This is a genomic window from Dyadobacter sp. CY343 (genome assembly GCF_021390335.1).
Taxonomy (GTDB): Bacteria; Bacteroidota; Bacteroidia; order Cytophagales; family Spirosomataceae; genus Dyadobacter.
Genome location: NZ_JAJUXK010000001.1, coordinates 1,276,877 through 1,301,970, shown reverse-complemented (window position 1 = coordinate 1,301,970; position 25,094 = coordinate 1,276,877). Strand labels below are relative to the sequence as shown.

22 protein-coding genes are annotated in these 25,094 nt (G+C 48.4%); 11 read left to right on the top strand and 11 right to left on the bottom strand.

All coding sequences use genetic code 11. The features are described 5' to 3' along the window. Nucleotides 1-105 precede the first annotated feature (105 nt). Nucleotides 106-1,452, top strand: coding sequence for a hypothetical protein (locus LZG94_RS05375; RefSeq protein ID WP_233790902.1), 1,347 nt, complete (start codon nt 106-108; stop codon nt 1,450-1,452). A gap of 12 nt (nt 1,453-1,464) precedes the next feature. On the opposite strand, the gene LZG94_RS05370 is transcribed toward LZG94_RS05375, so the two are convergent. Next, nucleotides 1,465-2,340 (bottom strand): SDR family oxidoreductase, encoded by an 876-nt coding sequence (locus LZG94_RS05370; protein ID WP_233790901.1) that lies wholly within the window; start codon nt 2,338-2,340, stop codon nt 1,465-1,467. Between the two features lie 98 nt (nt 2,341-2,438). Here LZG94_RS05370 and LZG94_RS05365 point away from each other — a divergent pair, with 98 nt between their 5' ends. Next, a complete protein-coding gene (locus tag LZG94_RS05365) occupies nt 2,439-3,284 on the top strand; it encodes a helix-turn-helix domain-containing protein (RefSeq protein ID WP_233790900.1) in 846 nt (281 codons plus the stop codon). A 57-nt stretch (nt 3,285-3,341) separates the two neighbouring features. On the opposite strand, the gene LZG94_RS05360 is transcribed toward LZG94_RS05365, so the two are convergent. Further along, complete coding sequence (locus LZG94_RS05360; RefSeq protein WP_233791123.1) at nt 3,342-5,921, bottom strand: TonB-dependent receptor; 2,580 nt, start codon at nt 5,919-5,921, stop codon at nt 3,342-3,344. Nucleotides 5,922-6,162: 241 nt separating this feature from the next. On the opposite strand from LZG94_RS05360, the gene LZG94_RS05355 reads away from it, so the two are divergent. The 7 genes from LZG94_RS05355 (at nt 6,163) to LZG94_RS05325 (ending at nt 17,355) form a co-directional block, all read left to right on the top strand. After that, complete coding sequence (locus LZG94_RS05355) at nt 6,163-7,887, top strand: FAD/NAD(P)-binding protein (RefSeq protein ID WP_233790899.1); 1,725 nt, start codon at nt 6,163-6,165, stop codon at nt 7,885-7,887. Next, entirely contained in the window at nt 7,884-8,696 is an 813-nt protein-coding gene (locus LZG94_RS05350; protein ID WP_233790898.1) for an MOSC domain-containing protein, read from the top strand. Before LZG94_RS05355 ends, LZG94_RS05350 begins: the two co-directional genes overlap by 4 nt. Before the next feature lie 73 nt (nt 8,697-8,769). Then, a complete protein-coding gene (locus tag LZG94_RS05345; protein ID WP_233790897.1) occupies nt 8,770-9,090 on the top strand; it encodes a DUF6660 family protein in 321 nt (106 codons plus the stop codon). Between the two features lie 79 nt (nt 9,091-9,169). Continuing rightward, on the top strand, nt 9,170-13,552 hold the full coding sequence (locus LZG94_RS05340; protein WP_233790896.1) for a CusA/CzcA family heavy metal efflux RND transporter: 4,383 nt from the start codon (nt 9,170-9,172) through the stop codon (nt 13,550-13,552). A gap of 20 nt (nt 13,553-13,572) precedes the next feature. After that, nucleotides 13,573-14,745, top strand: coding sequence for an efflux RND transporter periplasmic adaptor subunit (locus LZG94_RS05335; RefSeq protein ID WP_233790895.1), 1,173 nt, complete (start codon nt 13,573-13,575; stop codon nt 14,743-14,745). Between the two features lie 101 nt (nt 14,746-14,846). Further along, nucleotides 14,847-16,769 (top strand): heparinase II/III family protein, encoded by a 1,923-nt coding sequence (locus LZG94_RS05330; RefSeq protein WP_233790894.1) that lies wholly within the window; start codon nt 14,847-14,849, stop codon nt 16,767-16,769. A gap of 121 nt (nt 16,770-16,890) precedes the next feature. Further along, nucleotides 16,891-17,355, top strand: coding sequence for a YdeI/OmpD-associated family protein (locus tag LZG94_RS05325; protein WP_233790893.1), 465 nt, complete (start codon nt 16,891-16,893; stop codon nt 17,353-17,355). Between the two features lie 9 nt (nt 17,356-17,364). Here LZG94_RS05325 and LZG94_RS05320 read toward each other — a convergent pair whose 3' ends face one another. The 6 genes from LZG94_RS05320 to LZG94_RS05295 all read right to left on the bottom strand — a co-directional run bounded on the left by LZG94_RS05320 (nt 17,365) and on the right by LZG94_RS05295 (nt 21,833). Next, on the bottom strand, nt 17,365-18,753 hold the full coding sequence (locus tag LZG94_RS05320; RefSeq protein ID WP_233790892.1) for a sulfatase: 1,389 nt from the start codon (nt 18,751-18,753) through the stop codon (nt 17,365-17,367). A gap of 61 nt (nt 18,754-18,814) precedes the next feature. Then, on the bottom strand, nt 18,815-19,159 hold the full coding sequence (locus tag LZG94_RS05315) for a tRNA-dihydrouridine synthase (RefSeq protein ID WP_310589850.1): 345 nt from the start codon (nt 19,157-19,159) through the stop codon (nt 18,815-18,817). A 68-nt stretch (nt 19,160-19,227) separates the two neighbouring features. Further along, nucleotides 19,228-19,533, bottom strand: a complete 306-nt coding sequence (locus LZG94_RS05310; protein WP_233790891.1) for a hypothetical protein — start codon at nt 19,531-19,533, stop codon at nt 19,228-19,230. Nucleotides 19,534-19,543: 10 nt separating this feature from the next. Continuing rightward, nucleotides 19,544-20,002: a hypothetical protein gene (locus LZG94_RS05305; RefSeq protein WP_233790890.1), complete on the bottom strand. Its 459-nt coding sequence runs from the start codon at nt 20,000-20,002 to the stop codon at nt 19,544-19,546. A gap of 103 nt (nt 20,003-20,105) precedes the next feature. Continuing rightward, nucleotides 20,106-21,080 carry a sugar phosphate isomerase/epimerase gene (locus LZG94_RS05300; RefSeq protein WP_233790889.1) on the bottom strand — a complete coding sequence of 325 codons (975 nt, stop codon included), beginning with the start codon at nt 21,078-21,080 and terminating at the stop codon, nt 20,106-20,108. A gap of 150 nt (nt 21,081-21,230) precedes the next feature. Then, nucleotides 21,231-21,833 carry a hypothetical protein gene (locus LZG94_RS05295; RefSeq protein WP_233790888.1) on the bottom strand — a complete coding sequence of 201 codons (603 nt, stop codon included), beginning with the start codon at nt 21,831-21,833 and terminating at the stop codon, nt 21,231-21,233. Nucleotides 21,834-21,948: 115 nt separating this feature from the next. Between LZG94_RS05295 and LZG94_RS05290 the strand changes: the two genes are divergently transcribed. After that, on the top strand, nt 21,949-22,752 hold the full coding sequence (locus LZG94_RS05290) for an SDR family oxidoreductase (protein WP_233790887.1): 804 nt from the start codon (nt 21,949-21,951) through the stop codon (nt 22,750-22,752). A 57-nt stretch (nt 22,753-22,809) separates the two neighbouring features. On the opposite strand, the gene LZG94_RS05285 is transcribed toward LZG94_RS05290, so the two are convergent. Together LZG94_RS05285 and LZG94_RS05280 are read right to left on the bottom strand one after the other, a co-directional pair. Continuing rightward, nucleotides 22,810-23,226: an OsmC family peroxiredoxin gene (locus tag LZG94_RS05285; RefSeq protein ID WP_233790886.1), complete on the bottom strand. Its 417-nt coding sequence runs from the start codon at nt 23,224-23,226 to the stop codon at nt 22,810-22,812. 65 nt (nt 23,227-23,291) lie between these two features. Next, nucleotides 23,292-23,876 (bottom strand): TetR/AcrR family transcriptional regulator, encoded by a 585-nt coding sequence (locus LZG94_RS05280; RefSeq protein WP_233790885.1) that lies wholly within the window; start codon nt 23,874-23,876, stop codon nt 23,292-23,294. Nucleotides 23,877-24,072: 196 nt separating this feature from the next. Here LZG94_RS05280 and LZG94_RS05275 point away from each other — a divergent pair, with 196 nt between their 5' ends. Then, a complete protein-coding gene (locus tag LZG94_RS05275; protein ID WP_233790884.1) occupies nt 24,073-24,564 on the top strand; it encodes a virulence RhuM family protein in 492 nt (163 codons plus the stop codon). On the opposite strand, the gene LZG94_RS05270 is transcribed toward LZG94_RS05275, so the two are convergent. Beyond that, a complete protein-coding gene (locus LZG94_RS05270) occupies nt 24,561-25,085 on the bottom strand; it encodes an antibiotic biosynthesis monooxygenase (RefSeq protein ID WP_233790883.1) in 525 nt (174 codons plus the stop codon). The two genes, LZG94_RS05275 and LZG94_RS05270, sit on opposite strands and share 4 nt — an antisense overlap. Nucleotides 25,086-25,094: the final 9 nt, after the last annotated feature.

The window sequence follows — 25,094 nt, the reverse complement described above, 5'->3', positions numbered from 1 at the left end:
AAATTTGCATAATACGAAGAATACAGAAAGACGTTAACCAGCTGCCTGTACAAAATTATGGACAACCCAATTATTTAGCTATCAGGATATTAGAGTGCAATTATAATGGAAAATGGAAAAGGTCAGGCTACGCAGATCGACCACCTGGACTACGGATGTCAGCTGATCGGTGAGATTTATGGCAAACCTGATATTGCCGAATGGACGAACAGCGACTTTATCCGGCTGAGCCACATACTGTATAAGAAAACGCGCGTTCAGATCAGTCCGAACACGCTGAAACGCATATTTGGAAAAATAAAAACCGACGCGCGTTACTACCCTCAAAAGGCCACGAGGGACGCGCTGGCCAACTATATCGGGTATCCCGACTGGGATAGCTTCGCGACTGCAAAGCCTTTGCCGTCGTTACAGCAGCCGGTTGTTCACGAGGCTGACAGTTCTTTAACCGAACCTGTCGCAGCTCCGGGAGGCGGACAGGTAGTATCCGGAAAATTGCCCGTTTCGAGGAGGTACGCCTGGAAGATCCTGGCCGGACTGATCATTCTGATCGCCCTGATCGGCGTGGCGGAATACTATGCAGCGGTGAATGGCGAAGGTGATGTGACTGCTGAAATGATTTGCAGAAACCCCGAGGGAGGAAACCCGCATTCTGCTTTTTTTGCATTAAAAGGAATCCGAACAACAGGTGCCGCGGAAAACTACCACATTGAATTCGGGGACGGACGCAATATGAAACTCACCGAAACCGACAGCGTTGTATCGCACTATTATGAAGTACCGGGCCGGTTCCTGGCTGTGCTTAAAAAAGATCAGCAAGTCCTCGATTCAGCGACCATTTACCTGAAATCGACAGGCTGGACTGCCACAGCACGCATGATGTACGATTCCAGCCGCGTGTATCCGATCGAAATCCCAAACCTGCTTTCCGGCGGAAAACACAGTGTGACCGCCGAAGAAGTAGCGCGTGCTGGCGTAGATACCAACCGCACTTTTTTTATTGATTTTATCAATACCCACCTGACCGATATTGACGGCGATAATTTTGATCTCGTCGCAAGGGTACGGACTTCCCACGACCGGGCCGGCGTGCGTTGCTCGCAGGTGAAACTGACCGTTTTTGGCGAGTCGACGCTGCATATGATCGACATTATGAAGCCGGGCTGCGTACATTGGAGCAAACTGCAATTCTCAGAAGTCAAAAAAAGCGGGCGAAACGATGGGCTCGAATTCCTCGGCGCCGACCTCCGCGAGGGCGGTACGATCCGGCTGAGCGTGAAAGAGAAGCACGCCCAGCTGTACATTAACGGCGAGCTGGTGCACGAGGCCAGCTACCGCCACGCGCTCAACCGCGTGTATGGTCTCGGATTGATGTTCGCGGGAATAGGTACGATTGAGCGTGTTACTTTGACCGACCTGAAAACGGGTAAGACATTTGACGGTAACTTTTAGAAATGCAAAATTCTATTTACCACTAAAAAATCCCGCATAATCCCGGCCGAAATCATCGAAGCTTCGTGGTTGCAAACCGGTAGCTTCATAAAAACCCTGCGCAACGTCAGCCGCTTCGCCGAGCGCGTAATGCGCATAATCCTCGATCAGCCCGTCGGCCTGCCATTCAGGGAAACCAACATATAAAAGCATATCGCGCAATGCAGCTGGCGGTACGTCTACAAACCGGACCGGGCGGCCAAGTGCGGTTGAGAATTTTTCTGCGAGCTGCGCGTGGGACAAAGCTTCCGGGCCGGTCAGGTTATAAATTTTATTGTCGTGACCCGACTGAATCAATGCTTCTCCTGCGGCGGCGGCAATATCCCTGCTATCGATCAGGCTCACTTTCGCCTCTCCGATCGCACCGAAAAACTGTCCCTGCGCGATAATTGAATCTTTAAAACCCAACAATCCCTGCATAAACAAGTTAGGACGCAGAAAGGTAAATGCAATTCCCGAATTTTCGATCGCCTGCTCCACCACCGCGTGGTATCTTAAAAACCGGACGGGCGAATTCACATTTGCGGCCCATTGCGACAGTTTTACAATATGCTTCACGCCCGATTCCACGGCAGCATCGACGAATCGCAGCTGCTGCTCCTCCGCAAGCTCCGACGAATTGGTCAGCAGGAATGCTTTGTCGATCCCGGTAAGCGCCTTTTCCAGTGAGTTCGGGTCGTTGAAATCGCCGGTAACATATTCCGCACCTGGTAGTTTTGCGGCTTTATCCAGCGAGCGTACCATCGCGCGGAACGGTATTCCTTTCCCGGATAGATATTTAACAACTTCCGAACCAACATTTCCAGTGGCTCCAGTGATCAATATGCGGGATGATTGTGCGTTTTCCATTTTAGTAAGTGTTTTGGTTTGATTTATTTTTTACCAAAATTAGAGTCGGCCACGGGCTGAAAATTGTAAGAAAACGAAACGCCCGCCGCCAGAGACCTATGCCAGAGATCGGAGAACATATTGAAGTAACGGGCGCGCTCGGCGAGGTGATCAAGCATTTTTATTGTATCAAAACAGCCGGGAATTTTGAAACGATCACGCAGCATTTGTCGCCGAGCCTGGAAATAATGCTGGCTTTCAATTTCGGGTTACCAGTCCGTATATCGTTTGGGGATCAGGATTTGGGAGAAAAAACAATAGAAAAAGTTGGCGTGATCGGTCCGCTGCGCAAAATGCTGAACTATGAAGTACTACCGGGCACGGATATGATCGTGGTCGCATTCAACCCAAATGGATTTTACCGGCTTTTCCAGGTTCCAGTGGACAGGATGCAAAACGAAACGGTACACGATCCTGACACACTGCTGGGTATTTCGGGGTTTAAAGAGTTGTGGGAAATGCTGAAAACGCTGCCGGCACAACAAGGCCGGGCAAATTTGCTGATCGAATATGGGCAAGCTTTTATAAAAGAGGCAGATGCAGGCAGCCAGCCGCTGCTGGAAGGAATACAGGATCTTGAAAATGCATTTAATCAGCCTTCGAAAGCGATTGCCGTCGAGACCGACCTTTCCACTCGGACTATCCAAATGCGTTTTCAGAAGTACCTCGGTTTTACCACAAAAGAACTCACGCGCTTTGTCCGTTTCAAACAGGTTATCGACTTTATCCAGAAACAGGAGCATTCCGTGGATTGGCTTGCGGTCGTCACCGAATTCGGCTACCACGATCAGAGCCATTTGATCAAGGACTTCAAACATTACCTCTCTACTACCCCGCGGAAATTTGTGCAGGATTTTCTTGGGAAAGAATTTTGCGTCAGCAAACCATCAGGTGATCCGCATTGAACCAAAAAAAGGCTGCCGACCAGTAGTCAGCAGCCTTTCTGAACCCATAATCCACCATCAGAAAGAATATCGCATTGTCACTCCGTACGTGCGCTGATCTCCCACGATACCTGCATATTGTCCGTAGCTTCCCGGCGCAGCGAGCAGCAATTCGTAGTAGTCTTTGTTGAATATATTTCTTGCCCAAACGAAGAATGAAAGTCCGTTTGAAGCTCTGAAACCGGCGCGTCCGTTTGTCAGCGAGTAACCTTCTATATTCAGGTACTGCGAAGGCGACGGGCTGGATGAGAATTTCGAGCGGTAAAATGCGTCGATTCCCAGGAAGTAATTTCCTTTTAAACCCAGAAACGTACCTTTTGTATTCGCCTCGCCACCCACAGAACCAGACCATTTAGAAATACCCGGCAGCACACCGCCCGAAATATCCTTGAAAGCCTGCGGGCCGCCTACTTCTTCCAGGGGCACCGGCGCATTTTTAAAACTCACATATTCACCGTCCGTGTAAGCCACGGCCGCATTGAAGTTGAAGTGTGTGAAACGAATATTTCCATCCAGCTCAGCACCCTGCACGCGCACTTTTTCTGCATTGGCCAGGTAGCCGCGGTTTACGCCCGGATCGGGGGTCTGAACCTGCGTCTGGAAATCCCTGATATCGGAACGGTAGAAGGTAAGGTTCAGGATCGAGTTGGCACTTGGTTTGGTTTTGATACCAAATTCCTTGTGGTCCACATATTCGGGCTTCACATTCGCGAGGTCTAGCAAAACTGCACCATTTGCTGTCGGCAAGCCGCCTACGTTTACGCCAATAGGCTTATAACCAATCGAGTAAGTTGCGTATGCATTGAACCGGCTTGAAGCGCGATACTGTACAGAAAGTTGTCCTGAGAAGTTACCCTGATCGTAGTTTGTATTAAATGCCTGGTCTGAATAAACGCCTCTTTTAAGTGCCAGCAAGGCAGCGTCGTCGGTCTGCAAACCTCCGTAAACCTCTCTTTTATAATCCACTACCTTTTTGTCGTAGTTGTAACGCACACCCGGCAATACATGCAGTTTGTCGGTGATCGACCAGTCGGCCTGACCAAAAACGGCGAGCGAAGTGCTCTTAATGCGGTTGGAAGTACGGATACCGAAGTTATCAAACAATCCTGGTGTTTTCCACAGCTCGCTGGTAGAGCTCTGGGCAAAACGCCATTGTGCCGAGCCTGCTTCCTCTGTTTGAACCGGATCAGATTTCAGGTCCTGCCAAAGTCCGAAAACACCAATTACCCCGCTCAGTTTAGAAGAAATTTTTCCGGAGTAACGAAGCTCCTGGGACCACTGATCGTGCACCGAGTTACCCGAAGAAATCGTAAATACCGGCAGACCAATGTAATCACGGTCATTCAATGGTACCCATTTCCAGTAGCGCCACGCAGAAGTAGAAGTCAGCGTTCCGTTTCCGATCTTGAAATCTGCATTCACCGAAACACCACCCAGCCTGTTATCTGCTTTGGAAGGCGTATCCAGGTCCAGTTTTCTTTCAAATGCGCTTGCATAAGGCAACTTATAATTCAAGTCGGCGATAATCGCATCGAACTGGCGGTAGGCCGCGCGCTTGGTGGGTACCACGCCCGCCACCGGCCAGCCGTAGCCATTTGGTTTCTGGTCAGAAACGTCGCCGATCACCGTAATATTCACTTTGCTGTTCGGCGTATAAAGGAATTGGCCGCGTACACCAATGTTGTTAATATCGTTGATTGGCAGCTGCGTATGTTCATTATAGAACAAACCGTTCCGCTGTGTTCCTGTGAAGGAAATGCGCGCAGCCAGTTTCTTGCTGATCGGGCCGGTAAATGATCCCTTTGCCTGCACATATCCGAAATTACCGTAGCTCAGCTCAAAGCTGCCACCCGGATCAAAGCTAGCGCCGCGGGTAGTAATGTTGAATGCACCGGCTGTGGTGTTTTTTCCAAACAATGTTCCCTGCGGTCCGCGCAGCACTTCAATTCTTTCTATATCAATAAAATCCAAAGCAGTGGCAGCAGGGCGGGCGTAGTAAACACCATCTACATAAAACCCAACACCCGGGTCAATACCATCGTTTGTCAAACCATAAGTCGATCCCAAACCACGAATATTCAGCGTTGTATTCCGTGCATTGGATACATAAAGCTGCACGGTCGGGACGAGTTCTTTCAGACGGTTCACGTTAAACGCGCCCGCATCTTCGGCTGCTGACCCACGGATAATGGAAATCGGAATAGGTACTTCCTGTGCCGATTCCTGGCGGCGGCGGGAAGAAATGATTACATCTTCCAGCTGGTTTGTATTCGCGTCCAGCGTGATTTCCACATTGGTCGCGGTCACATTCACTTCTTTTTTAATATACCCGACATAGGTAACAATCAGTGTAAAAGGCAGCCTCTGACCGGTAATCAATGAAAAGTTACCGGCAGCATCGGTCGTAGATCCGTTGGTAGTTCCTTTGATAGAAACAGTAGCACCAACCAGCGGCTCGCCCGAGCTTCCATCAAGTACTTTTCCTGAAAATGTAGAGTTAACAACGGGGTTGTCCTGCGCCAGTAACAAGGAGGGGAAGATCGTGGCGACGACCATCGTAGCGACGACCGAGAAAACCGAGGTAAGGAATTGCTTCATCATAAATTATAAACTGGTGGTAGTAATACTGTTTTCGATAAACTATATAGATTTTGTAGATTAGATTTGCGCTTGAAGTGAATATTCCTGCGTTCTATCCGGAGGCAAATGTATTAAAACTATTTAATCTACCAAATTGATAGTCTAATAAAAGTATAATTTTTGTTTTGGGGTCAACAACTGTCTGGCGTGGTTTTTATATTTATCACACTATCCAACTATCAGTGACGTAAACATATTTATGGGCAGTATTCCCGCGCGAAGGCGCATTGCAATTATCGGAGGTGGGCCAAGTGCTCTTTTCGTGTACAAGCGGCTTGTCCGCTCCTCTGCTAAATTTGACATTGAGATATTTGAAAAGGGCAATATGCTCGGTGCCGGGATGCCTTATAGTAAAGCGGGCGCAAACACCGAGCACATCACAAATGTGTCGCACAACGAGATCCCGAAAATGGCCAGCTCCATTATTCAATGGATCAAAACACTGTCGGAAAACAAGCGGAAAGAATTCAATATCGATCCCGATAAATATACCCAGTACAAGGTTTTTCCGAGACTGCTTTTCGGCGAATACCTGGCGGCGCAATTCGCATTGCTGAGAGAAGAGGGCGAGAAAAACGGGATCGTGACTCGCGTTCATTACAATTCGGATGTGACCGACTTAATGGATCAGCCCGAAAGCGGATTGGTGCAGGTAACGGTGGCGAGCGGAAAAGTGGAGGAATTTGATAAAGTGATTATTTGCACCGGACACAAGTGGCCCGACAAATATGAAGGCGAAGTGCCCGGCTATTTTGCCTCCCCCTACCCGCCTTCCAAATTGCGGCTGGCGGTCAATCACCCCGTGGCGATCAAGGGTTCGTCACTCACAGCCATCGATGCGATTCGGACACTTGCGCGTCAGAATGGGCGTTTTGAGTGGAATGATGATGATAAGTTGCAGTTTATACCAAATGAAGACAGCCCCAAATTCAGGATCGTTTTGCATTCAAGAAGCGGTTTGCTTCCGGCGATCCGTTTTCACCTGGACGAACCGCGGATTACAAGCGCGTCGCTGATGAGTGATAAGGAAGTGGCCGAAAATATGAAGCAAAATGGCGGTTTCCTTTCGCTGGATTATGTTTTTGAAAAGAACTTCAAAGAAGCATTCAAGACCAGGGACCCGAAACTATACCGCCGGATCAAGGATATGGAAATCGAAGAATTCGTGCAGACTGTTATGGATATGCGCGAGGGCAAGCCGCCTTTTCAGCTTTTCAAAGAAGAATATGTGGAAGCCCAAAAGTCGATCGAACAGCGCAAGTCGGTTTACTGGAAAGAAATAATAGCAGAGCTGAGCTTTTCCATTAATTACCCGGCCAAATACCTTTCCGCAGAGGATATGCTGCGGCTTTCAAAACTACTGATGCCGCTGATCGCCACTGTGATCGCATTCGTGCCGCAGAGCTCTTGCGACGAACTTTTTGCATTGCACGACGCAGGCAGACTGGAAGTTGTGGCCGTTGGAAACGATAGTACGGTCGACCCGAAAAAGGAAGGTGGCATTATTTACCGATACACCAACGACGAGGGCAAAAAGCACAATATCTCTTACCAAACCTACATCGACGCGTCCGGCCAGCGCCACTTTTCTTTTGAAGACTTTCCTTTCAAAGGTTTGATGATGAAAAAATCTGTCAGTCCGGCTTACCTGCGCTTTAAGTCTGGTGAAGAAGGTAAAAAGTTGATGGACGAAGGAAACGAAAATGTGTCAACCAATGCACACGGCAAATATTTTCTGAAAGTACCCGGCGTGGCGATCAACGATTGTTTTCAGATCGTGAATGAATATGGTGTTGCAAACGAGCGCGTTTTTATCATGGCGGTTCCTTACATTGGCGGCTACAATCCGGATTATTCGGGGCTTGATTTTTGCGAGCAGGCTTCACAGTTTATTATTGAAAAAATTGAAGAGGACGTTTCATGATAGAAGAGCGGCCGGTTTTATCTGAAATTTGGGTCTACCCTGTCAAGTCACTAGGTGGCGTCAGGCTGGAATCGGCACAGGTACAAGAACGGGGGTTGCAATATGATCGCCGCTGGCTGATCGTGGACGAAAACGGCAAATTTATTACGCAAAGAACATACCCGGAAATGGCGCTCATCGATGTTGCGATCGGAGAAGATAATCTGGTTCTGTCGCACCGGATTTATGAGACGAATGCGGTAACCGTGCCTTTTTCGCCAGACTCGTCAGCGGAACTTACGGTCAGGATTTGGAAAGATATGGTATCGGCGCGGACGGTTTCAAAAGCCGCCGATTCCTGGTTGAGCGGCCAGCTCCAAAAGCAGGTCCGCATTGTAGAGCTAGCCGGAAATGCAGAAAGAAAATCGCCCGAAATTGCAGGAAACGCCCGCACACTGGTCAGTTTCGCGGATGATTTTCCCTTTTTGTTAACTTCCGAAACTTCACTCGACGACCTGAATAGCCGCCTCCCGGAACCTGTTTCAATGAACCGCTTCCGGCCTAATTTTGTAATAGCCGGAGCCGCTACCTTTGAAGAAGATCAATGGAAATCTATTCAAATTTCGGGCATCGGATTTGATCTGATCTCGCCCTGCGAACGCTGCGTTGTTGTTACGATTGACCAGGAAACGGGGAGAAAAGGATTGGAGCCGCTCCGGACACTTTCCAAATACCGCCGGCAAGACAGACATATCTTTTTCGGCCAAAACCTCATTTCGCACAACACCGGCCAAATACGGGTTGGCGACGCGGTGCAAATAATCAGCTGACAGCCGCATTAATCCAAGTTCGCAGAGGTTTTGACTCCCTGTTGCATGAGTTCTCACACTATATTTGCGCCACATGAAGCTAGCGCATTACATATTAGCACTTTACACGGTTCTGCTTTCCTGCATTCCCTGCCAGGACGAGGCTATTGCGGCGCTTCATGAAAATCAGTCTGTAACGGTCAGCAGCAATACGCACGACGACGGCCAGGAAGTTGTTGATTTGTGTTCCCCATTCTGCATTTGCGCTTGCTGTGCGGGCATTACATTACAGCAGGTACCGGCCTCGCTGCCCGAAGCTGCTTCTTCTCCTTTTTTTAACGACAGATCTTACGCGTACCTGGCACCGGGTATAGGCGAAAATCTGAGTGCGATCTGGCAACCGCCCAGGGCATAGTGTATCCTCTTTTTTTGGGTTTGTTGACTGCCGGAATTCTCGCCGGCTGTAACATATTTTACACGCAATCTACACGCAGATGTTAGATAAAATCATTTATTTTTCAATACATAACAAGCTGATAATCGGTTTGTTTACGCTCGCATTGATCGCCGGGGGAGTTTATTCCTTTACGCAACTACCGATTGATGCGGTGCCGGATATTACCAATAACCAAGTGCAGATCATTACAACCAGCCCGTCGCTTGCGGCCCAGGAAGTGGAGCGGCTGGTCACTTTCCCTGTCGAGACGGCGATGGCGACAATTCCCTATACCGAAGAAATCCGGTCGATTTCCAGGTTCGGATTGTCGGTTGTTACCATTGTTTTTCAGGATCAAATCGACGTTTACTGGGCGCGTCAGCAGGTTTCGGAGCGGCTGCAAGGTGTGACACAGCATATTCCTGCGGGAATAGGCACTCCCGAACTGGCGCCTGTGACTACGGGGTTGGGCGAGATTTACCAATATGTGCTGCATACTAAAAAGGGATTTGAGAACAAATATCCGCCGATGGAACTGCGCAGTATTCAGGACTGGATCGTGCGCAGGCAATTGCTTGGAACAGAAGGTGTGGCCGATGTGAGCAGTTTTGGCGGCTTTTTGAAACAATATGAGATTGCGATAGATCCATTTAAGTTGAGAAGTGCGCAGATTTCGATGTCTGAGGTTTTTTCTGCATTGGAAAAAAACAACCAGAACACCGGCGGCGCTTACATTGACAAAAAACCGAATGCCTATTCGATCCGGAGCGAAGGTTTAATAGGAAGTATAAAGGATATTGAAAGTATTCGGGTGAAAGAAACTGCAAACGGACTCCCGGTACTGATCAGAGATATTGCCAAAGTGCAGTTTGGGTCCGCTGTGAGATATGGCGCAATGACGCGTAATGATGAAGGCGAGGTGGTGGGCGGACTTGTATTGATGCTGAAAGGAGCCAATGCTTCCAAAGTGATCGGCCACGTGAAGGAGCGGGTCGCGCAGATCAGCAAAACGCTGCCAGAAGGTGTGGTGATCGAGCCTTTTCTGGACCGGACCAAACTGGTCGACAAAGCAATTACGACCGTTTCCCGCAACCTGATCGAAGGCGCGCTGATTGTTATTTTTGTATTGATTTTGTTGCTGGGAAATTTGCGTGCGGGCCTGGTCGTAGCTTCTGTAATCCCGCTATCGATGCTTTTTGCAGTCACGATGATGCATATCTTCGGCGTTTCGGGCAACCTGATGAGCCTCGGCGCGATTGATTTCGGGCTGATCGTCGACGGGGCAGTAATTATCGTGGAAGCAACTTTGCATCACATAGCGGGCAGGAAATTTACCCACCGGCTTTCACAGCAGGAAATGGACACGGAGGTTTACGAATCAGCTTCCAAAATCCGCAATTCGGCCGCTTTTGGTGAAATTATTATTCTGATCGTTTACCTCCCCATTCTTGCATTGGTCGGTATTGAAGGGAAAATGTTCCGCCCGATGGCGCAGACTGTCGGTTTTGCGATTCTCGGTGCATTCATTTTATCCATTACTTATGTACCAATGGCGTCGGCGCTGTTTTTGAGCAAACTCAATGAGCACAAGCCGAATATTTCCGACAAGATCATCGCCTTTTTTCACAGACTGTACCTGCCCGCGCTTGCATTTGCATTGCGTCAAAAACTGGTGGTAGTAGCTAGTGCAATCTTGCTTTTTGCAGCCGGACTGATCATATTTTTAAATATGGGAGGAGAATTTATCCCGCAGCTGGACGAAGGCGATTTTGCTATTGAAATGCGCGTGTTGACGGGCAGCTCTTTATCCGAAACCGTTGAAGCAACCCAAAAAGCAGCCGGGCTGCTCAAAAAGCAATTTCCCGATGAAGTAATTGAAGTAGTAGGAAAAATCGGCTCTTCCGAAATCCCTACTGATCCGATGCCCGTGGAAGCGGCAGATGTGATGGTAATTTTAAAGGAAAAATCGGAATGGACGCAGGCGAAAGGTCGCGTGGAGCTGGCGGAGAAAATGCAGGAATACCTTTCCCAATCGATCGCAGGCGTCACGTTCGGTTTTCAGCAACCTATTCAAATGCGTTTTAATGAGCTGATATCCGGTGTCAAACAGGATGTTGCTATTAAGATTTTCGGGGAAGATCTGAATATACTTGCCGAGCAGGCTAAGAAGATTGGCAAACTGGCTGGTACCGTTGAAGGCGCAGAAGATCTGTATGTGGAGGCAGTGAGCGGCCTGCCGCAGATTGTGGTTAACTTCGATCGAAGTAAAATGGCGACTTTCGGTATTGACATTGAAGACGCGAACCGGACCATTAATACTGCATTTGCAGGCAGCAGCGCGGGTTTGGTTTACGAGGGAGAGAAGCGGTTTGACCTGGTGGTGCGCCTCGATCAGGCGAGCAGGCAAACGCTGGATAATGTGCGGGGACTTTTTGTGACAACCAACCACGGGCAGCATGTGCCCCTCGGACAGATCGCCGAAATCGCAATGGTAACCGGCGCAAACCAGATCCAGCGCGAGGATGCGAAGCGGCGGATTATAGTTGCATTCAATGTGCGCGGCCGCGATGTGGAAAGTTTGGTAACCGAGCTGCAATCCAAAATTGACGAACAGGTTAAACTGCCTGCGGGCTATTACATTACTTACGGCGGACAATTTGAGAATCTGAAAGAGGCGAATACGCGGCTGGCGATCGCAGTACCAATCGCGCTTTTGCTAATTTTCGCGCTATTGTATTTTAGTTTCCATTCATTACGGCAAAGTTTCCTGATCCTGTCGGCGATTCCCCTTTCAGCAATTGGCGGCGTTTTTGCGCTCTGGCTGCGCGGAATGCCTTTCAGTATTTCAGCTGGGATTGGTTTTATCGCATTGTTCGGTGTCGCGGTTCTGAATGGAATCGTACTGATCGCGGAGTTTAATTTTATTCGAAAACAGGGGGTTACCGACCTAAAAACGATCATTTTCCAAGGTACCGAAACGCGGCTGCGGCCGGTTTTGATGACGGCGCTGGTGGCTTCACTTGGGTTTTTACCAATGGCATTATCGGGCAGTTCCGGCGCGGAAGTGCAGCGGCCGCTTGCTACTGTCGTGATCGGCGGGCTGGTTTCGGCAACGTTGCTGACATTGCTGGTTTTACCCGTTTTATATTGGTTGATCGAAACGCGATTCAGTAAAAAATGGACTGGTAATGCATTGATTTTAGCACTGATCATCACGGGCGCATCATTTACCCAGGCTAGTGCTCAGGATAAGGTTACAAATACCAAAATACTTTCACTCGCCGACGCTATTCAGCTGGGTACTTCCCAAAATCCGGAGATCCGCTCGGGTACTTATTTAATTGAATATCAAAAAGCTTTGCAAAGTACTGCGACCGAAATTGCTAAAACGGAGGTATCGTGGATGGGCGGGCAGTACAATAGCAGGAAGTTCGATAATCACTTCGCCCTTTCCCAGTCGCTACCCGCGCCGGGCGTGGCAAAAAGGCGACGGGAGCTGCTTTCGGCGCAGGTAGACGGGGCGCAGGTGCGGCAGGAAATTACGAAAGCAGAGCTGATCCGGCGCATTAAAAGTGTGTATTACCAGCAGTTATTCACAAAAAGTAATCAACAATTGCTTGTTCAGGAAAGTCGGCGCGCTGAGCGTTTTGCCCAGGCAGCGGCGCTCCGGTTCAAGAGCGGCGAGGCTAATCAGCTAGAACAGGCGGTGGCTAAAAGCAGCGAGGGTGAAATCCAAATGCGTGTTATGCAAAACGAGGCTGAACTGCGAAACCTGCAAAGGGAATTGCAACAATTACTTAATAGCGCCCAGCCCATTGAAGCAACAGACGATACGCTGACGAAACGCAGCCTGACGATCACTTCTCCCGACACCGCGGCGCTGGGCAACTCGCCTTACCTGCGTCTTTTGCGACAGCAGATCATTATTGAGAACAAATCAACTGCATTACAGCGCGCCAATTTGCTGCCCGATTTTTCACTGGGCTATTTCAATCAATCGCTGATCGGTTTTCAGAATACAGGCGGCGGGGACGTTTTTTATGGAGCGGGAAGGCGCTTTCAGGGTGTTCAGGCCGGTATTGCGATCCCGGTTTTTAATAGAGCTTCCAAAGCGAAGATAAAGGCGGGCGCATTGAGTGAACAATTGGCACGGAACCAGGCGGAAGTGGCCCGGTTGCAGCTTGAAAGCAGGCTGGCGCAGGCATTTAACTCCTATTCAACTGACCAACAGAACATGGAACGCTATGAGCAGCAATCGCTGACGCTTGCCGCTGTAATCCAGAACAGCGCGACGAAAGCTTACGAGGCCGGCGAAATCGGTTATGTGGAATATGCCCAGGCATTTTCGCGCGCATTTGAGATCAGGGCCAGCTACCTGGAATTGATAAACTCACTGAACCAGTCCGTGATCGAAATTGAGTTCCTGCTCGACAAACAATGAATCCGCTAAATGACTTTTTTATGAAAAATATATTAATGCTTTTCTGCCTGCTGGCAACACTAACTTTTTGTACCAAAAAAGAAGAAAAAGAACCCGAAAGTGCTGAACACGAGCACCATGAAGAAGAAACCAATGTGGTAGAACTGACGCAGGCGCAATACGAAAGCGCTAAAATCCGGACAGGCGCGGTCAGTATGCGCAGTCTCAGCGATGTGATCAGTGCAAATGGTGTGATCGATATTCCACCCCAGAACCTGGTCAGTATCTCGGCTCCGCTGGGTGGTTTTGTTCGTAAAACGGATCTTTTGCAGGGTATGAATGTCAAAAAAGGACAATTGATCGCGACGATTGAAAATCCTGATTTTATTCAGATTCAACAGGATTATCTTGAAACGGAAAGCAAGCTGGAATACGCACAGCTGGATCTGGCGAGGCAGACGGAGTTAAGTAAAGAGAATATCAATGCGCAAAAAATCCTGCAACAGGCGGCTTCCGAAGTAAAAATTCAGAAATCCAGACTGGCTGGTCTGCGCGAACGATTGAAAACAGCCGGTATCGATCTGACTGCGCTTGAAAAAGGTAAGATCACCAATCATGCGGCCATTTACGCGCCGATCAGCGGCTCGGTGACGACGGTGAACGTGAATATAGGGAAGTATGTAAACCCGACCGACGTGATGTTCGAGATCGTCGATACCGACCATTTGCACGTGGAACTGTCTGTTTTTGAGCAGGATATTCCCAGACTGAAACTAGGCCAGCTAGTGCGGTTTACGGTCAGCAACAATCCGCAAAAAGAGCATCTGGCCAAGGTGTATCTGATCAACCAGAAAATAAATGAAGACCGCACTGTGCGCGTGCATTGTCACCTTGAAAAAGATGATCCCGGCCTTTTACCTCAAAATTTTGTAAAAGCAACGATTGAAACTGGCGCCAGGCCGCTACCCGCATTGCCCGATCAGGCAATCGTCGATTTTGAAGGTAAGTCTTATGTTTTTATCCAAAAAGAAAAAGAGGGTAACAAGACGCATTTTGAGATGACGGAAGTAACAAAAGGTATTTCGGAAAACGGCTTTACACAGATCACAGCACCCGAAAATCGAGACATGCAAAAGGCCGCGATCGTGATTGATGGAGCCTACGCATTGCTTTCAAAACTCAAAAACTCGGAGGAAGAAGGTCACGCGCACTAGGCGGCCGGCGGCGCAAACCGGGAGTAGAACGGGCGCTGAAAAAGACTTATAGGGGCGTCTGCCGAAAGCCTTTGTGCAGACGCCAACCTAAAACTCTTAATATGAAGAAAATTCTGTTCCTCCTCTTGCTGGGCGCATGGAGCGCCACAGCGCAGGTTACCCCACGCAACATCCTGGAAAAGGCTTATTCAGTTGAATTTGTGCAGCAAATGCTCGTGCCGCGTGACCAGTGGAAACCCTACCCGACCGACCCGGCTGCCTGGAAAGCGGCGGTTCCGGATTCGGTACTAACGCGCATCATCAACGAAGCAGAGAAGCTTCTTGAATATAAATTCGAACCCGTTTCTGCCAGTATCTCCCTCGATTTTGTGCGCTCCGGCGACCGACTGCGGCATTCTGCTATTTCTTTTGATAAAAGAAATGTGCTGATGAAACTGATCCTCGCAGAGAGTATGGAGAACAAAGGCAGGTTTACCGAGGCGATCATGAATGGGGTCTGGTCAATTTGTGAAGAGAGTTTTTGGGGCGTGCCGGCGCATATCGGGAAAGCCGGTTTGCCGGATCCGGAGAAGCCGATCGTCGACCTATTTGCAGCAGAAACAGCGGCGGTTTTGGGATACGCAGACCATTTTACGGGCGGGAAGCTGGACAAGATCAACCCGCTCATCAGAAAACGTATTTATTTTGAAACGAATAAAAGGATATTCATTCCAATGCTGACCTACGGCGACGAATTCGCGTGGATGAGCAAAACGAAGGAGGTGAACAACTGGAATCCATGGATTATGTCCAACTGGATCGCGGCTACCCTGTTGCTTGAAAAAGACGAAAAACGGCGGGCCGAAATGCTCCGCGGTTCCATGGTCGGTTTGGATCGGTATATTAATAGCCTCGGTGTAGACGGCGGCTGCGACGAAGGTCCGAGCTACTGGTTTGCGGCTGGTGCGAGTGTGTACGATTGTCTTGAACTGCTTGCTGGTGCTACGAATGCGAAAATCGATATTTACCAGGAGGATATCATCAAGAAAATGGCCTCCTACGTTTACAAAACGCATATTGACGGTCACTACTTTGTGAATTTCGCCGACGCCGACCCCAAACTTCGGCCCGATGGGCTGCTGCTGTACCGGCTCGGAAAAGCTGTAAAAGACGAAAAGCTGGTCGAAATGGGACAGTGGGCATTTCAGGACTTTCCTGGTGTATCTACTTCACCAGAAGGATTCCATCGCCCGAGAAAAATCGAAAATTTGCTGACAATCAATAAAATGAGCACTGAAAAGGTTACTTTAAAACCAGTTCATGATGCGTGGATCAGCGATATTCAGGTGCTCACGGCCCGCGCAGGTAACGGACTTTTTCTGGCGACCCACGGCGGACACAATGCCGAAAGTCACAATCATAACGATGTGGGCGATTTTATTATTTATGTGAAAGGTCAACCGATGATCGTGGATGCGGGCCGGGGAAATTATACTGCACGGACATTTTCGAACAAACGTTACGAGCTGTGGTTTACGCAATCAGAATACCATAATCTGCCGATTGTGAATGGGATAGGTCAAAAAGCGGGGCGGAAATTTGAAGCAAAATCGGTCAAAAGTACTGTGAATGCGAAGGAAGCAAGTCTGCAAATGGACATTGCGGCCGCGTATCCGCCCGAGGCTGGCATTACTTCCTGGAACCGGCTGGTGCGGCTCAACAGGGTTAAAAATCAGGTGGAGGTTTCAGACGATTACAACCTCAAAACCCAGCCAGAATCTGTGCAGCAGATATTTATGACTGTCTGCGACGTGGATACTTCCGAGCCGGGCAAAGTCAAACTAAAAGGCGCGGCAGACACGAACCTGACACTTTCTTACGACCCAAAAGCATGGACTGTTTCAACAGAGAAACCATCGACGGACGGAATGGAATATGAAAGTTTCAAAACCAAATGGGACAGCCGGCCGGTCACGCGCATTGTACTGGCCAGCAAGCAGTTGAAACAGAAAGGGAAGTATTTGATGGTGTTTGATACGAAATAATAGGTAGCGCGTTTTGTCTGCCAACCTCGCGAGAAAACGTCGCAAATACACCTTCATAATGTCGTAAACAGCACCGTTACAAAACTTTGAGCCCAACGATATTTGTAAAAACAAGAAAATCATGAGCGCCGAAAAACTGACATTTAAAACAACCCTTTTGCTGGCCAAGAAAACAGCAACCGGAGTGCAGGTACCTGATGAAATTGTCGAGAAACTTGGCGTTGGCAAGAAACCGCCGGTGAAGGTAATGATTAACGATTATACTTATCCGAGCACGATTGCGGTGATGGACGGTGTGTTTATGCTGCCCGTCAGTGCCGACGTTCGCGAAAAAGCCAAAGTGCAGGCCGGAGAAACGATCGAAGTGACTTTGCAGCTTGACACTGAGCCTCGCGAGGTTGCATTACCAGCCGATTTCGAGCAGTTATTGGAAGCAAACCAGGCAGCAAAAGCATTTTTTCAAACACTTTCCAACAGCAACAAAAAACGCTTCGTAATCCCGATCGAACAGGCTAAAACCGACGAGACCAGAAATAAGCGAATTAAAAAGGCTATTGCGGATTTGGAACAGCAAAAAAAGGTGTAGTAAGTCAATTCAAGGCTTTTTAGCATAAACCTTGTCAATCTCCGCGCCCGCGTCTCCCTGCTCTTTCATCCATTTTTGCAGCTCGTTTTTGAGCTCGGCGATCTTTTTCTGGTAGGTCGGATCAGCGGCGAGGTTATTGAGTTCAAACGGATCTTTTTCTGTATCAAAAAATTCAATGGGCGGACGATTTTCGAAACGGTCTGTCAGCTTTTTTGCAGCTGGGTTCGTCTCTGCTTCGGCAACCCACGAAAACCAAACGGTATTTCGGTCCTGACGCTCGCGGTTCATCATAAACTTGTTATAATAAGGTTTTTCCGCTGTCAGGTTCAGAATCAGCTTATAGCGGTTATCGCGAATGCTGCGGATCGGGTAAGGATCGCCTTCGGGAATGTTGTTATGAATGCCAAATGCGTATTTGCGGTCACCTCTACTTTTTCCCAAAACGACAGGCAGAAAGCTTTTTCCATCCAGCTCTGAAATCACTTTCCCGCCGGCAATATCAACGAGCGTCGGCGTAATGTCCTCATATTGAGCTATCGCCGCCGTTACAGTAGCTGCCTTAACCTTGCCGGGCCACTTCACGATCATCGAGCTTCGCTGGCCGGAATCGTATAAATTCCATTTTGCCCCCGGAATTTGCGCGCCCTGTTCTCCTAAAAAGATCACGATCGTATTCTGATCCTGACCCGTTTCTTTGAGCAGCCCCCTGATATCGCCCACCTGATCGTCGAGCCGCCTGATTTCTGCGAGGTACTTTACATACTGCCTGCGCGTCACCGGCGTATCTACCCAATCCTTTGGCAAGATCAAATTTGCTGCATTAAATTCCGTAGTATCCCCATCCGTCCAGGGCGTGTGCGGGTTAATGCTCATTATGAAAAGGCAATACGGTTTGTCAGAAGTGGTAATGTATTTTTTTATATCACTCAATTGATACTCGTCCGTCCGGGCGACGCAATTCGGCTCGAAGCCGGTTATGATATCGAAAGGAAATACGCTTTTCGGCTTGGTAACGTGGTCTTTGCCGGTTAATCCCACCCTGTAACCCAAGTCTCCCAGGTAATGCCCAACGCTTTTCAGGTGATCATAAACGGGCTTGTGATTTTGAAAAGAACCATGTTTCACCGGGTACAACCCTGTAAAAAGAGACGCCCGCGTGGGTACACACATCGCTTCCGATGCGATCAGGTTCGTGAACTTCAAGCCTTCCTTCGCCAGGGCATCGATGTGTGTCGTTTTGAGATTTTTACCACCATAACAACTTAACTGCCTGCTATCCAGATCATCAGCCATGATGATGATGATATTAGGTTTGGCAGTTTGGGCGTGGCCTTGGGCGATCAACAGCGCCGACAGGAAAAACAGACCCAGATACTTCATCATCAAAGCCTTTCTCATATTAAACGATCTTTCAGAATTGAAGGCTGCAAATTAAGCCTGCCAGCTATAAATCTATTTGTTAAGTAGAGAAAAATAAACTTTTGTTAAAATATTCCATCGTATTCGTCAAAGTCAGTTCGGGCTTGATCATTTCAGGAACAAACCTTTGCGTCTCCCTTCCGTATAATATCTTGTTTGGAAAATCCGGGTTTGCGATAGCTGCGCGCCCGATTGAGATCAGATCGGCGTGGCCGGTTGACAGCAACTTTTGCGCGAGGTCCTGATCGTGCATGCCGCCATTTGCAATCACAGGAACGCCGGTTAACGCTCTGGCAATGGAGTTGGACGAGCTTCCGTCGGGATACTGGCATTCCCTCGCCCATTTTCCGCCTTCCGCGGCAATGTGAATATAGTCTGGGTTGATTTTGGCTACCTCCCTAAATATCTCACGGGCAGTTTCGGCACTTCCGGCCCAGCGATAAGATAGGTCATTTACCTTCCGGGATATTTACTTAAAAGTGCCTCATAACGCGCTGCTCCGCTCATCATAATCGCATTCAATATCCGCTCGTCCTGGGCCAGACAGGCGCTTTCATTCATAATCCGCCAGAACCGTTCGAAAACCGGAACCTGCCGGTAGAGCATTTCAATGGACACTTTATCCAGCTGCACCAGGTATTGTCGTGGTAATAAATGGCGGATTTTGATTAGCGAACACACGTATTCCTGCTCTTCCGGCATAAGCGGAATGCGTTTCTGAAAATAATTGATAATGGTTTTGAAATCGTCGTTTTGCATTGACTAATTGCTAGTTCATACTGAGCGCCCTTTTCATAAATCCTCCCAAAAAACTGGCTACAAATGTGAGGATAATCGATCCGTAGAGACTGAAATTTTCTAGCTCTGTGGCACTGGTTGTTTCAGGTAGTTTGGTAAACAAAAAGTAGCCGCTTATTACCAGCACAGACTGCACCAATGCCAGAAACCAACCCTTTTTGGGTTCCGCAAATCCAATTGCAATAGCCGCACAAACTGCGACGAGATAAGGCAGATGCACACTTTCGGCCCGTTTTACCACAGCCACAACCAGAACACTTGTAAAAACCACCATCACGAGACCGGCGATCAGTTTTTTGTCGAAAAAGGGCGACCGGCGGCTTTGCGGAATATCAGCCTGCTCTTTTTTTGATTTGGAGCGAAGATCGGCGTAGTTGCGCAGGTAAAGGATATAACCGAGTAACGTGATAACAACGAGAGCTTCAAGCATAGCGTAGTGAAAGGTTTACGATTCATTTGCTGCGCAATATAGTAACCGATACAACAAAAAACGGCTGCCTCAGATTCGTGAGACAGCCGCTGAACAGTTTATATCAAACTGTGAATGTGAATGCTTTTCTCAGCATTTCGAGACTTTTCGGGACCGACGTTTTCGGGTCTTCTTTGCCCTCCATTTCAAGTGAAACAAAACCTTTATAATTCGCTTTCTGGAATATCTTCCCGATCCGGTCGTAATCCATTGCTTTATCATAAAATGTACCTCCGCCGAAATACGTTTTTGCCTGCACGATCGTGGCGTAGGGGGCCAGTTTTTCCAGCCCGGCGTAAGGTTCACCTACAAAATTGCCGGTATCTACGTTCAGACCCATGGAAGGTGAGCTTTTTAGCGCATTGTACATTCTCAGCAGATATTCAATATTGGAAGAAAGTCCCCAGTGATTTTCCAGCGCGAGCACAATACCTTGCTTTTCAGCATATTGCAAACATTCCCCCATTCCGTCAATCGTCCATTTGATACCATCTTCGTCTGTATATCCTTCAATCGGCGGTTCTACGCCGTGCGTATAATAGTCGGTTTGCCGCTTATTTTTAACCGTACCCCAGGAACCCGTATTCATCCGCACGCAGGGAATGCCCATTTGCGACGCCATATCAATGCATTTATAGGTATGCTCGATATCCGCTTTCCGCTTGGCGACGTCGGGTTGCAGGAAATTCTGGTGGATAGAAAGCAGCGGGAGCGCCATGCCGTTATCGAAGGCGATGCGCTTCAGTTTGTTCTGGTAGGCCACCGTATCTTCTTCCATGGATCTGTGCAGGATTTCCACTCCGTCGAAACCGAGGCGGGCCGCATCTTCGATCACATTTTTGATCGGGTACTTAGGGCCGGAAAGCGGCCAGTACGAATAGGTTGAAACGGCGATCGGCAAGCGTCTTGTGGCCGCCGGTTTGGCTTCGGGGGCTGCTTCCGCAAGTGAGCCAGTTAATAGAGCAGAGCCCAGCACAGCCGTTTTCTTAAACCAGGAACGTCGTGAATCAGCGCTTTCAGATGCGTCAAAATTTTTCATAAGAAAAGGTAAATGGTGGTTGAATGGAATAGCTTTGACCGATGTGCGGTCTTGCAAAACAGCTTAATATACAAAGCATATTTCCAAAGACACTACCCCATCCTACCCTTGCCTTTTTTATACAAAAACCCCTTCACCAAATGCCATTTTCTATCGGATTAGGCCTTCGGCAAATGACTGCCACTGTATTTTTGAGAATATTTCTTTCCCAAAAAAGCCTGTCACCGCGTTCCTGACCTTGTCTATCAGATTTTCTGCCTCAACATTTTCTTCCAGATTCCGGTCGTAAATGCCCGCGGTAACCGTTTGAAATTCTCTTGTTATCGTAAATGTACTTGTTGATTTCTCCGAATAGAAATGAGCAGGTGCTTCTTCATCTGATGTAGGCGCAGCCACAGGACGCACGCGAATCGCCAGACTTTGCACGTCCTCGGACTCGAAATTCTTAACCTTTTCGATCCTTACCCAGTCGAAACCGTCGGCCGCTTTCGTGCCCGGGCCGGGTATATCAATACGGATCAGTAACCCTTCTTCCGCATTCTGCTGCAACGGATTTCCGGCGCGGTCCATCAATGCAAACTCCCCGGCGCTACCTGATTTGTCCCAGTTATTTACGTCCAGCAACCTTTCTCTGGCAACCTGATAAAGGTTACGCGCTTCTTCGATGGTTGACAGATCCTTTTTACTCGCTGCGTTGACGACGCTGCCGTCTGTATTTTCGGGCACGGCGCCTGTGTAGTTTTTCTCGTCCATTTTTCAAATTTATTATTGTGAAGTTGGCCGGATCTGAAAAGAAATATGCCAGCCGGATTTTGGCACGGTTTTAGATCGAACACACATTTCAGATCAACAAACTATCCTTAGAATTATGGAAAATACAGGAAAATACGCACTTATCACCGGCGCTACAAGCGGCATTGGATTAGAACTGGCGAAGTTGTTTGTGAAAGACGGATACAATCTGGTCATTACTGCAAGGGATTTGACGGAACTGCACGAAACTGCGAGCCTACTGCAAAAGCCGGGTATTGACATTGTTATCATTCCAAAAGACCTTTTCGACCGCGAGCAGGCATTTTCACTGTATGCGGAAATCAAGCAGCGTGATATTGAGATTGATGTGCTGGTCAATAATGCCGGCCAGGGAGTTTACGGAAAGTTTGACCAGACCGACATCGACCGTGAATTGCAGATCATCGACCTGAATATCGGCTCACTGGTTATCCTTACCAAATGCTTCCTGACGGATATGGTTGCGAGAAATTCGGGTAAAATCCTGAACCTGGCGTCCATTGCAAGTAAGGTGCCGGGACCTTGGCAGGCCGTTTATCACGGTACCAAAGCGTTTGTGCTTTCCTTTTCGGAAGGGATACGCGAAGAATTAAAAGATACCGGAGTGACGGTCACCGCATTGTTGCCGGGCGTTACTGATACCGACTTTTTCAACAAAGCGGACATGCAGGACAGCAAAGCGATCCAAGACGAAAGCGCCAAAGCTGATCCCGCTGACGTGGCTCTGGACGGTTACAAGGCATTAATGGCAGGCGATGATAAGGTCATCTCGGGGCTGAAAAACAAACTGCAAATGGCAATGTCTGCTGTGACGCCGGACAGCATTGCTGCGAAACAGATGAATGAGCAGCAAAAACCCGTCGATAAAGACGATTTATAGCAAAAAAAGTGAGGCTGATTTTATTAAATCAGCCTCACTTTTTTAGTAAGATCTTCCTTATTCAGTAACCAGAGTTGCATTAAGAGTGATCTCAAAACTGAATGCACCACTTACCGGGCAGGTTTCCTCTGCTCCCTTCGCGATCCGCTGAAATTCCTCTTCACTAATGCCGGGTACCTTCGCCTGTAAGGTCAATTCTGAAAGGGTGATCTTACCGTTATCCAGCGTAATCACCGACTTCGTTTCCAGCGTATCTACCTTATAACCGGCCTGTGTGAGGTCCAGATCCAGTTTCATTGTAAAACAACCTGCGTGGGCGGCGGCCAGCAATTCTTCGGGATTTGTACCTACTCCATCCGCAAAACGGCTGTTGAATGAATATTGTGTTTGGTTCAAGGTTGTGCTCTGCGTGGTTAAATGTCCGGCGCCTGATTTAATGTCTCCCTGCCAAACCGCTGTTGCGTTACGTTTCATCGTTTTTTTGTTTATGGTTAAAATTAATACTGTACTGTTCGGTACAAATTAGGCTAAAAAAATATTTACTCAATTATTTCCAGGTTCAGCCGGATCAGGTTCAGCAGCTTCTCCGGGTTGTCTTCCATTCTTCTGGTCAGGTTGAACCCGTTCCACAAGTTGATCAGGTAAGCGGCGAGCATTTGAGGGGATATTGCCGTCCGGAGTAATCCCATTTGTTTTCCCCGCTGCATCGCTTCCTCAAAAATGGTTTCCAGCAATTGCAGGTTCTCTGCCGCCATGATCTTTAATCCTGAATCCTGCCCGCTGATCTGCACCAATGCATTTCCGAAATAGCAGCCTTTATTACCGATCGGTGACTCTGCACCCGCCAGTGACATAAAAAAGTCACGCACGAGCTGCACCGGATTATCGCAAGTCGCCACTGCATTTCTGAATTCCCTGAAATTCTGGTCGACTACACGCTTCATTGTTTTTTCAAAAAGCTCCTGCTTCCCCCCTTTAAACGCCAGGTAAAAACTGCCTTTCCCGATACCCATTGCTTTCAGTAATTCATCCGCCGAAGCATTCGAATACCCCCGTTCCCAAAACACCTTCACCGCCTGATCCAGCGCCTCCGATTCGTCATATATTTTAGGTCTGCCAGCCATTTCTTTTTCGTTGATGAATCAAAGGTAGTATATTGTACCGATTAGTACAATACTATTCTGAAAATATTTTCCAGGATAACTCAACGGAACCCGTTCGTTCATTCCAATCGCTATTTTCCGGAAAAGAGTTTACCTTGTCCGCATAGGAAAATCAGCTATTCATCAAACTAAGACACATTATAACGTCACAACAACTATGGAGAATCAGCAATCGGATATCATTTTTTACAGCTCCCCCGCGGGCCACGTTAAAGTTGAAGTTATATTCAATGACGAAACTTTTTGGCTGAGCCAGAAACGGTTAGCAGAATTGTTTGCTGTGGAAGTTCCGGCGATAAGCAAACACTTGAAAAATATATTCGAAAGTGGCGAATTGGAGGAAGATGCAGTTATTTCCAAAATGGAAACAACTGCCGCAGACGGTAAACGTTACCTGACATCATTCTATAATTTAGACGCGATTATCGCTGTGGGCTACCGTGTAAGTAGCTTCCAGGCTACACAATTCAGGATATGGGCTACAAAGACGCTACGGGAATTTATTATCAAAGGATTCGTGCTGGACGACGAGCGGCTTAAACAGGGTAAGCGATTTGGGAAAGATTACTTTGGGCAAGACCATAACTTCGAAAGTGACTTTGACCAGGAACTGAAAAAACTCAGCATTATAAACCAACCGCCGAACTAGTCGCCGCTACGAAGCCAGGACCTCAGCAGTTTTGTGACGTTGGGCATCACGATCCAGGTTAATATTCCTACCATGCAGGCGGCGATTATCAATGTCCGCAGTGACGAAGGTAGCTCTTTAATAAGCGGCCCGACGGTAAATTGAAGAAACAGACTTGTGGGATAAACACCGCACAAGGTAGCGACGGCCATTTTCCAGCGCGGCGGCTGAACAGGCGCACGGAACCACGCTTCCAGGCCGGTAAGCTGGCGGTAATTCGGCTCCTCGGTCAGTGTTGACGCAAATGCTTCCCAGTCTTTGAACAATTGTGAATGATAGAATGCATCGCGCTCGGATTCATCGGCGAATGTCCGCAGAATACCGATTTCCCCGCTGTCGTCTCCGGGCAGCGGCGTGATCATACCCGCGCCCTGCACGCCCCCGTGCAAAAAGGATTCGCCCAGAAACCGGCGAAGCGCCTCTTTAAATTCCGCTTCTCTTCCCGGAAGAACCTTGCGCGTAATGGCGACGTGAATGGGCATAGTTCGTGT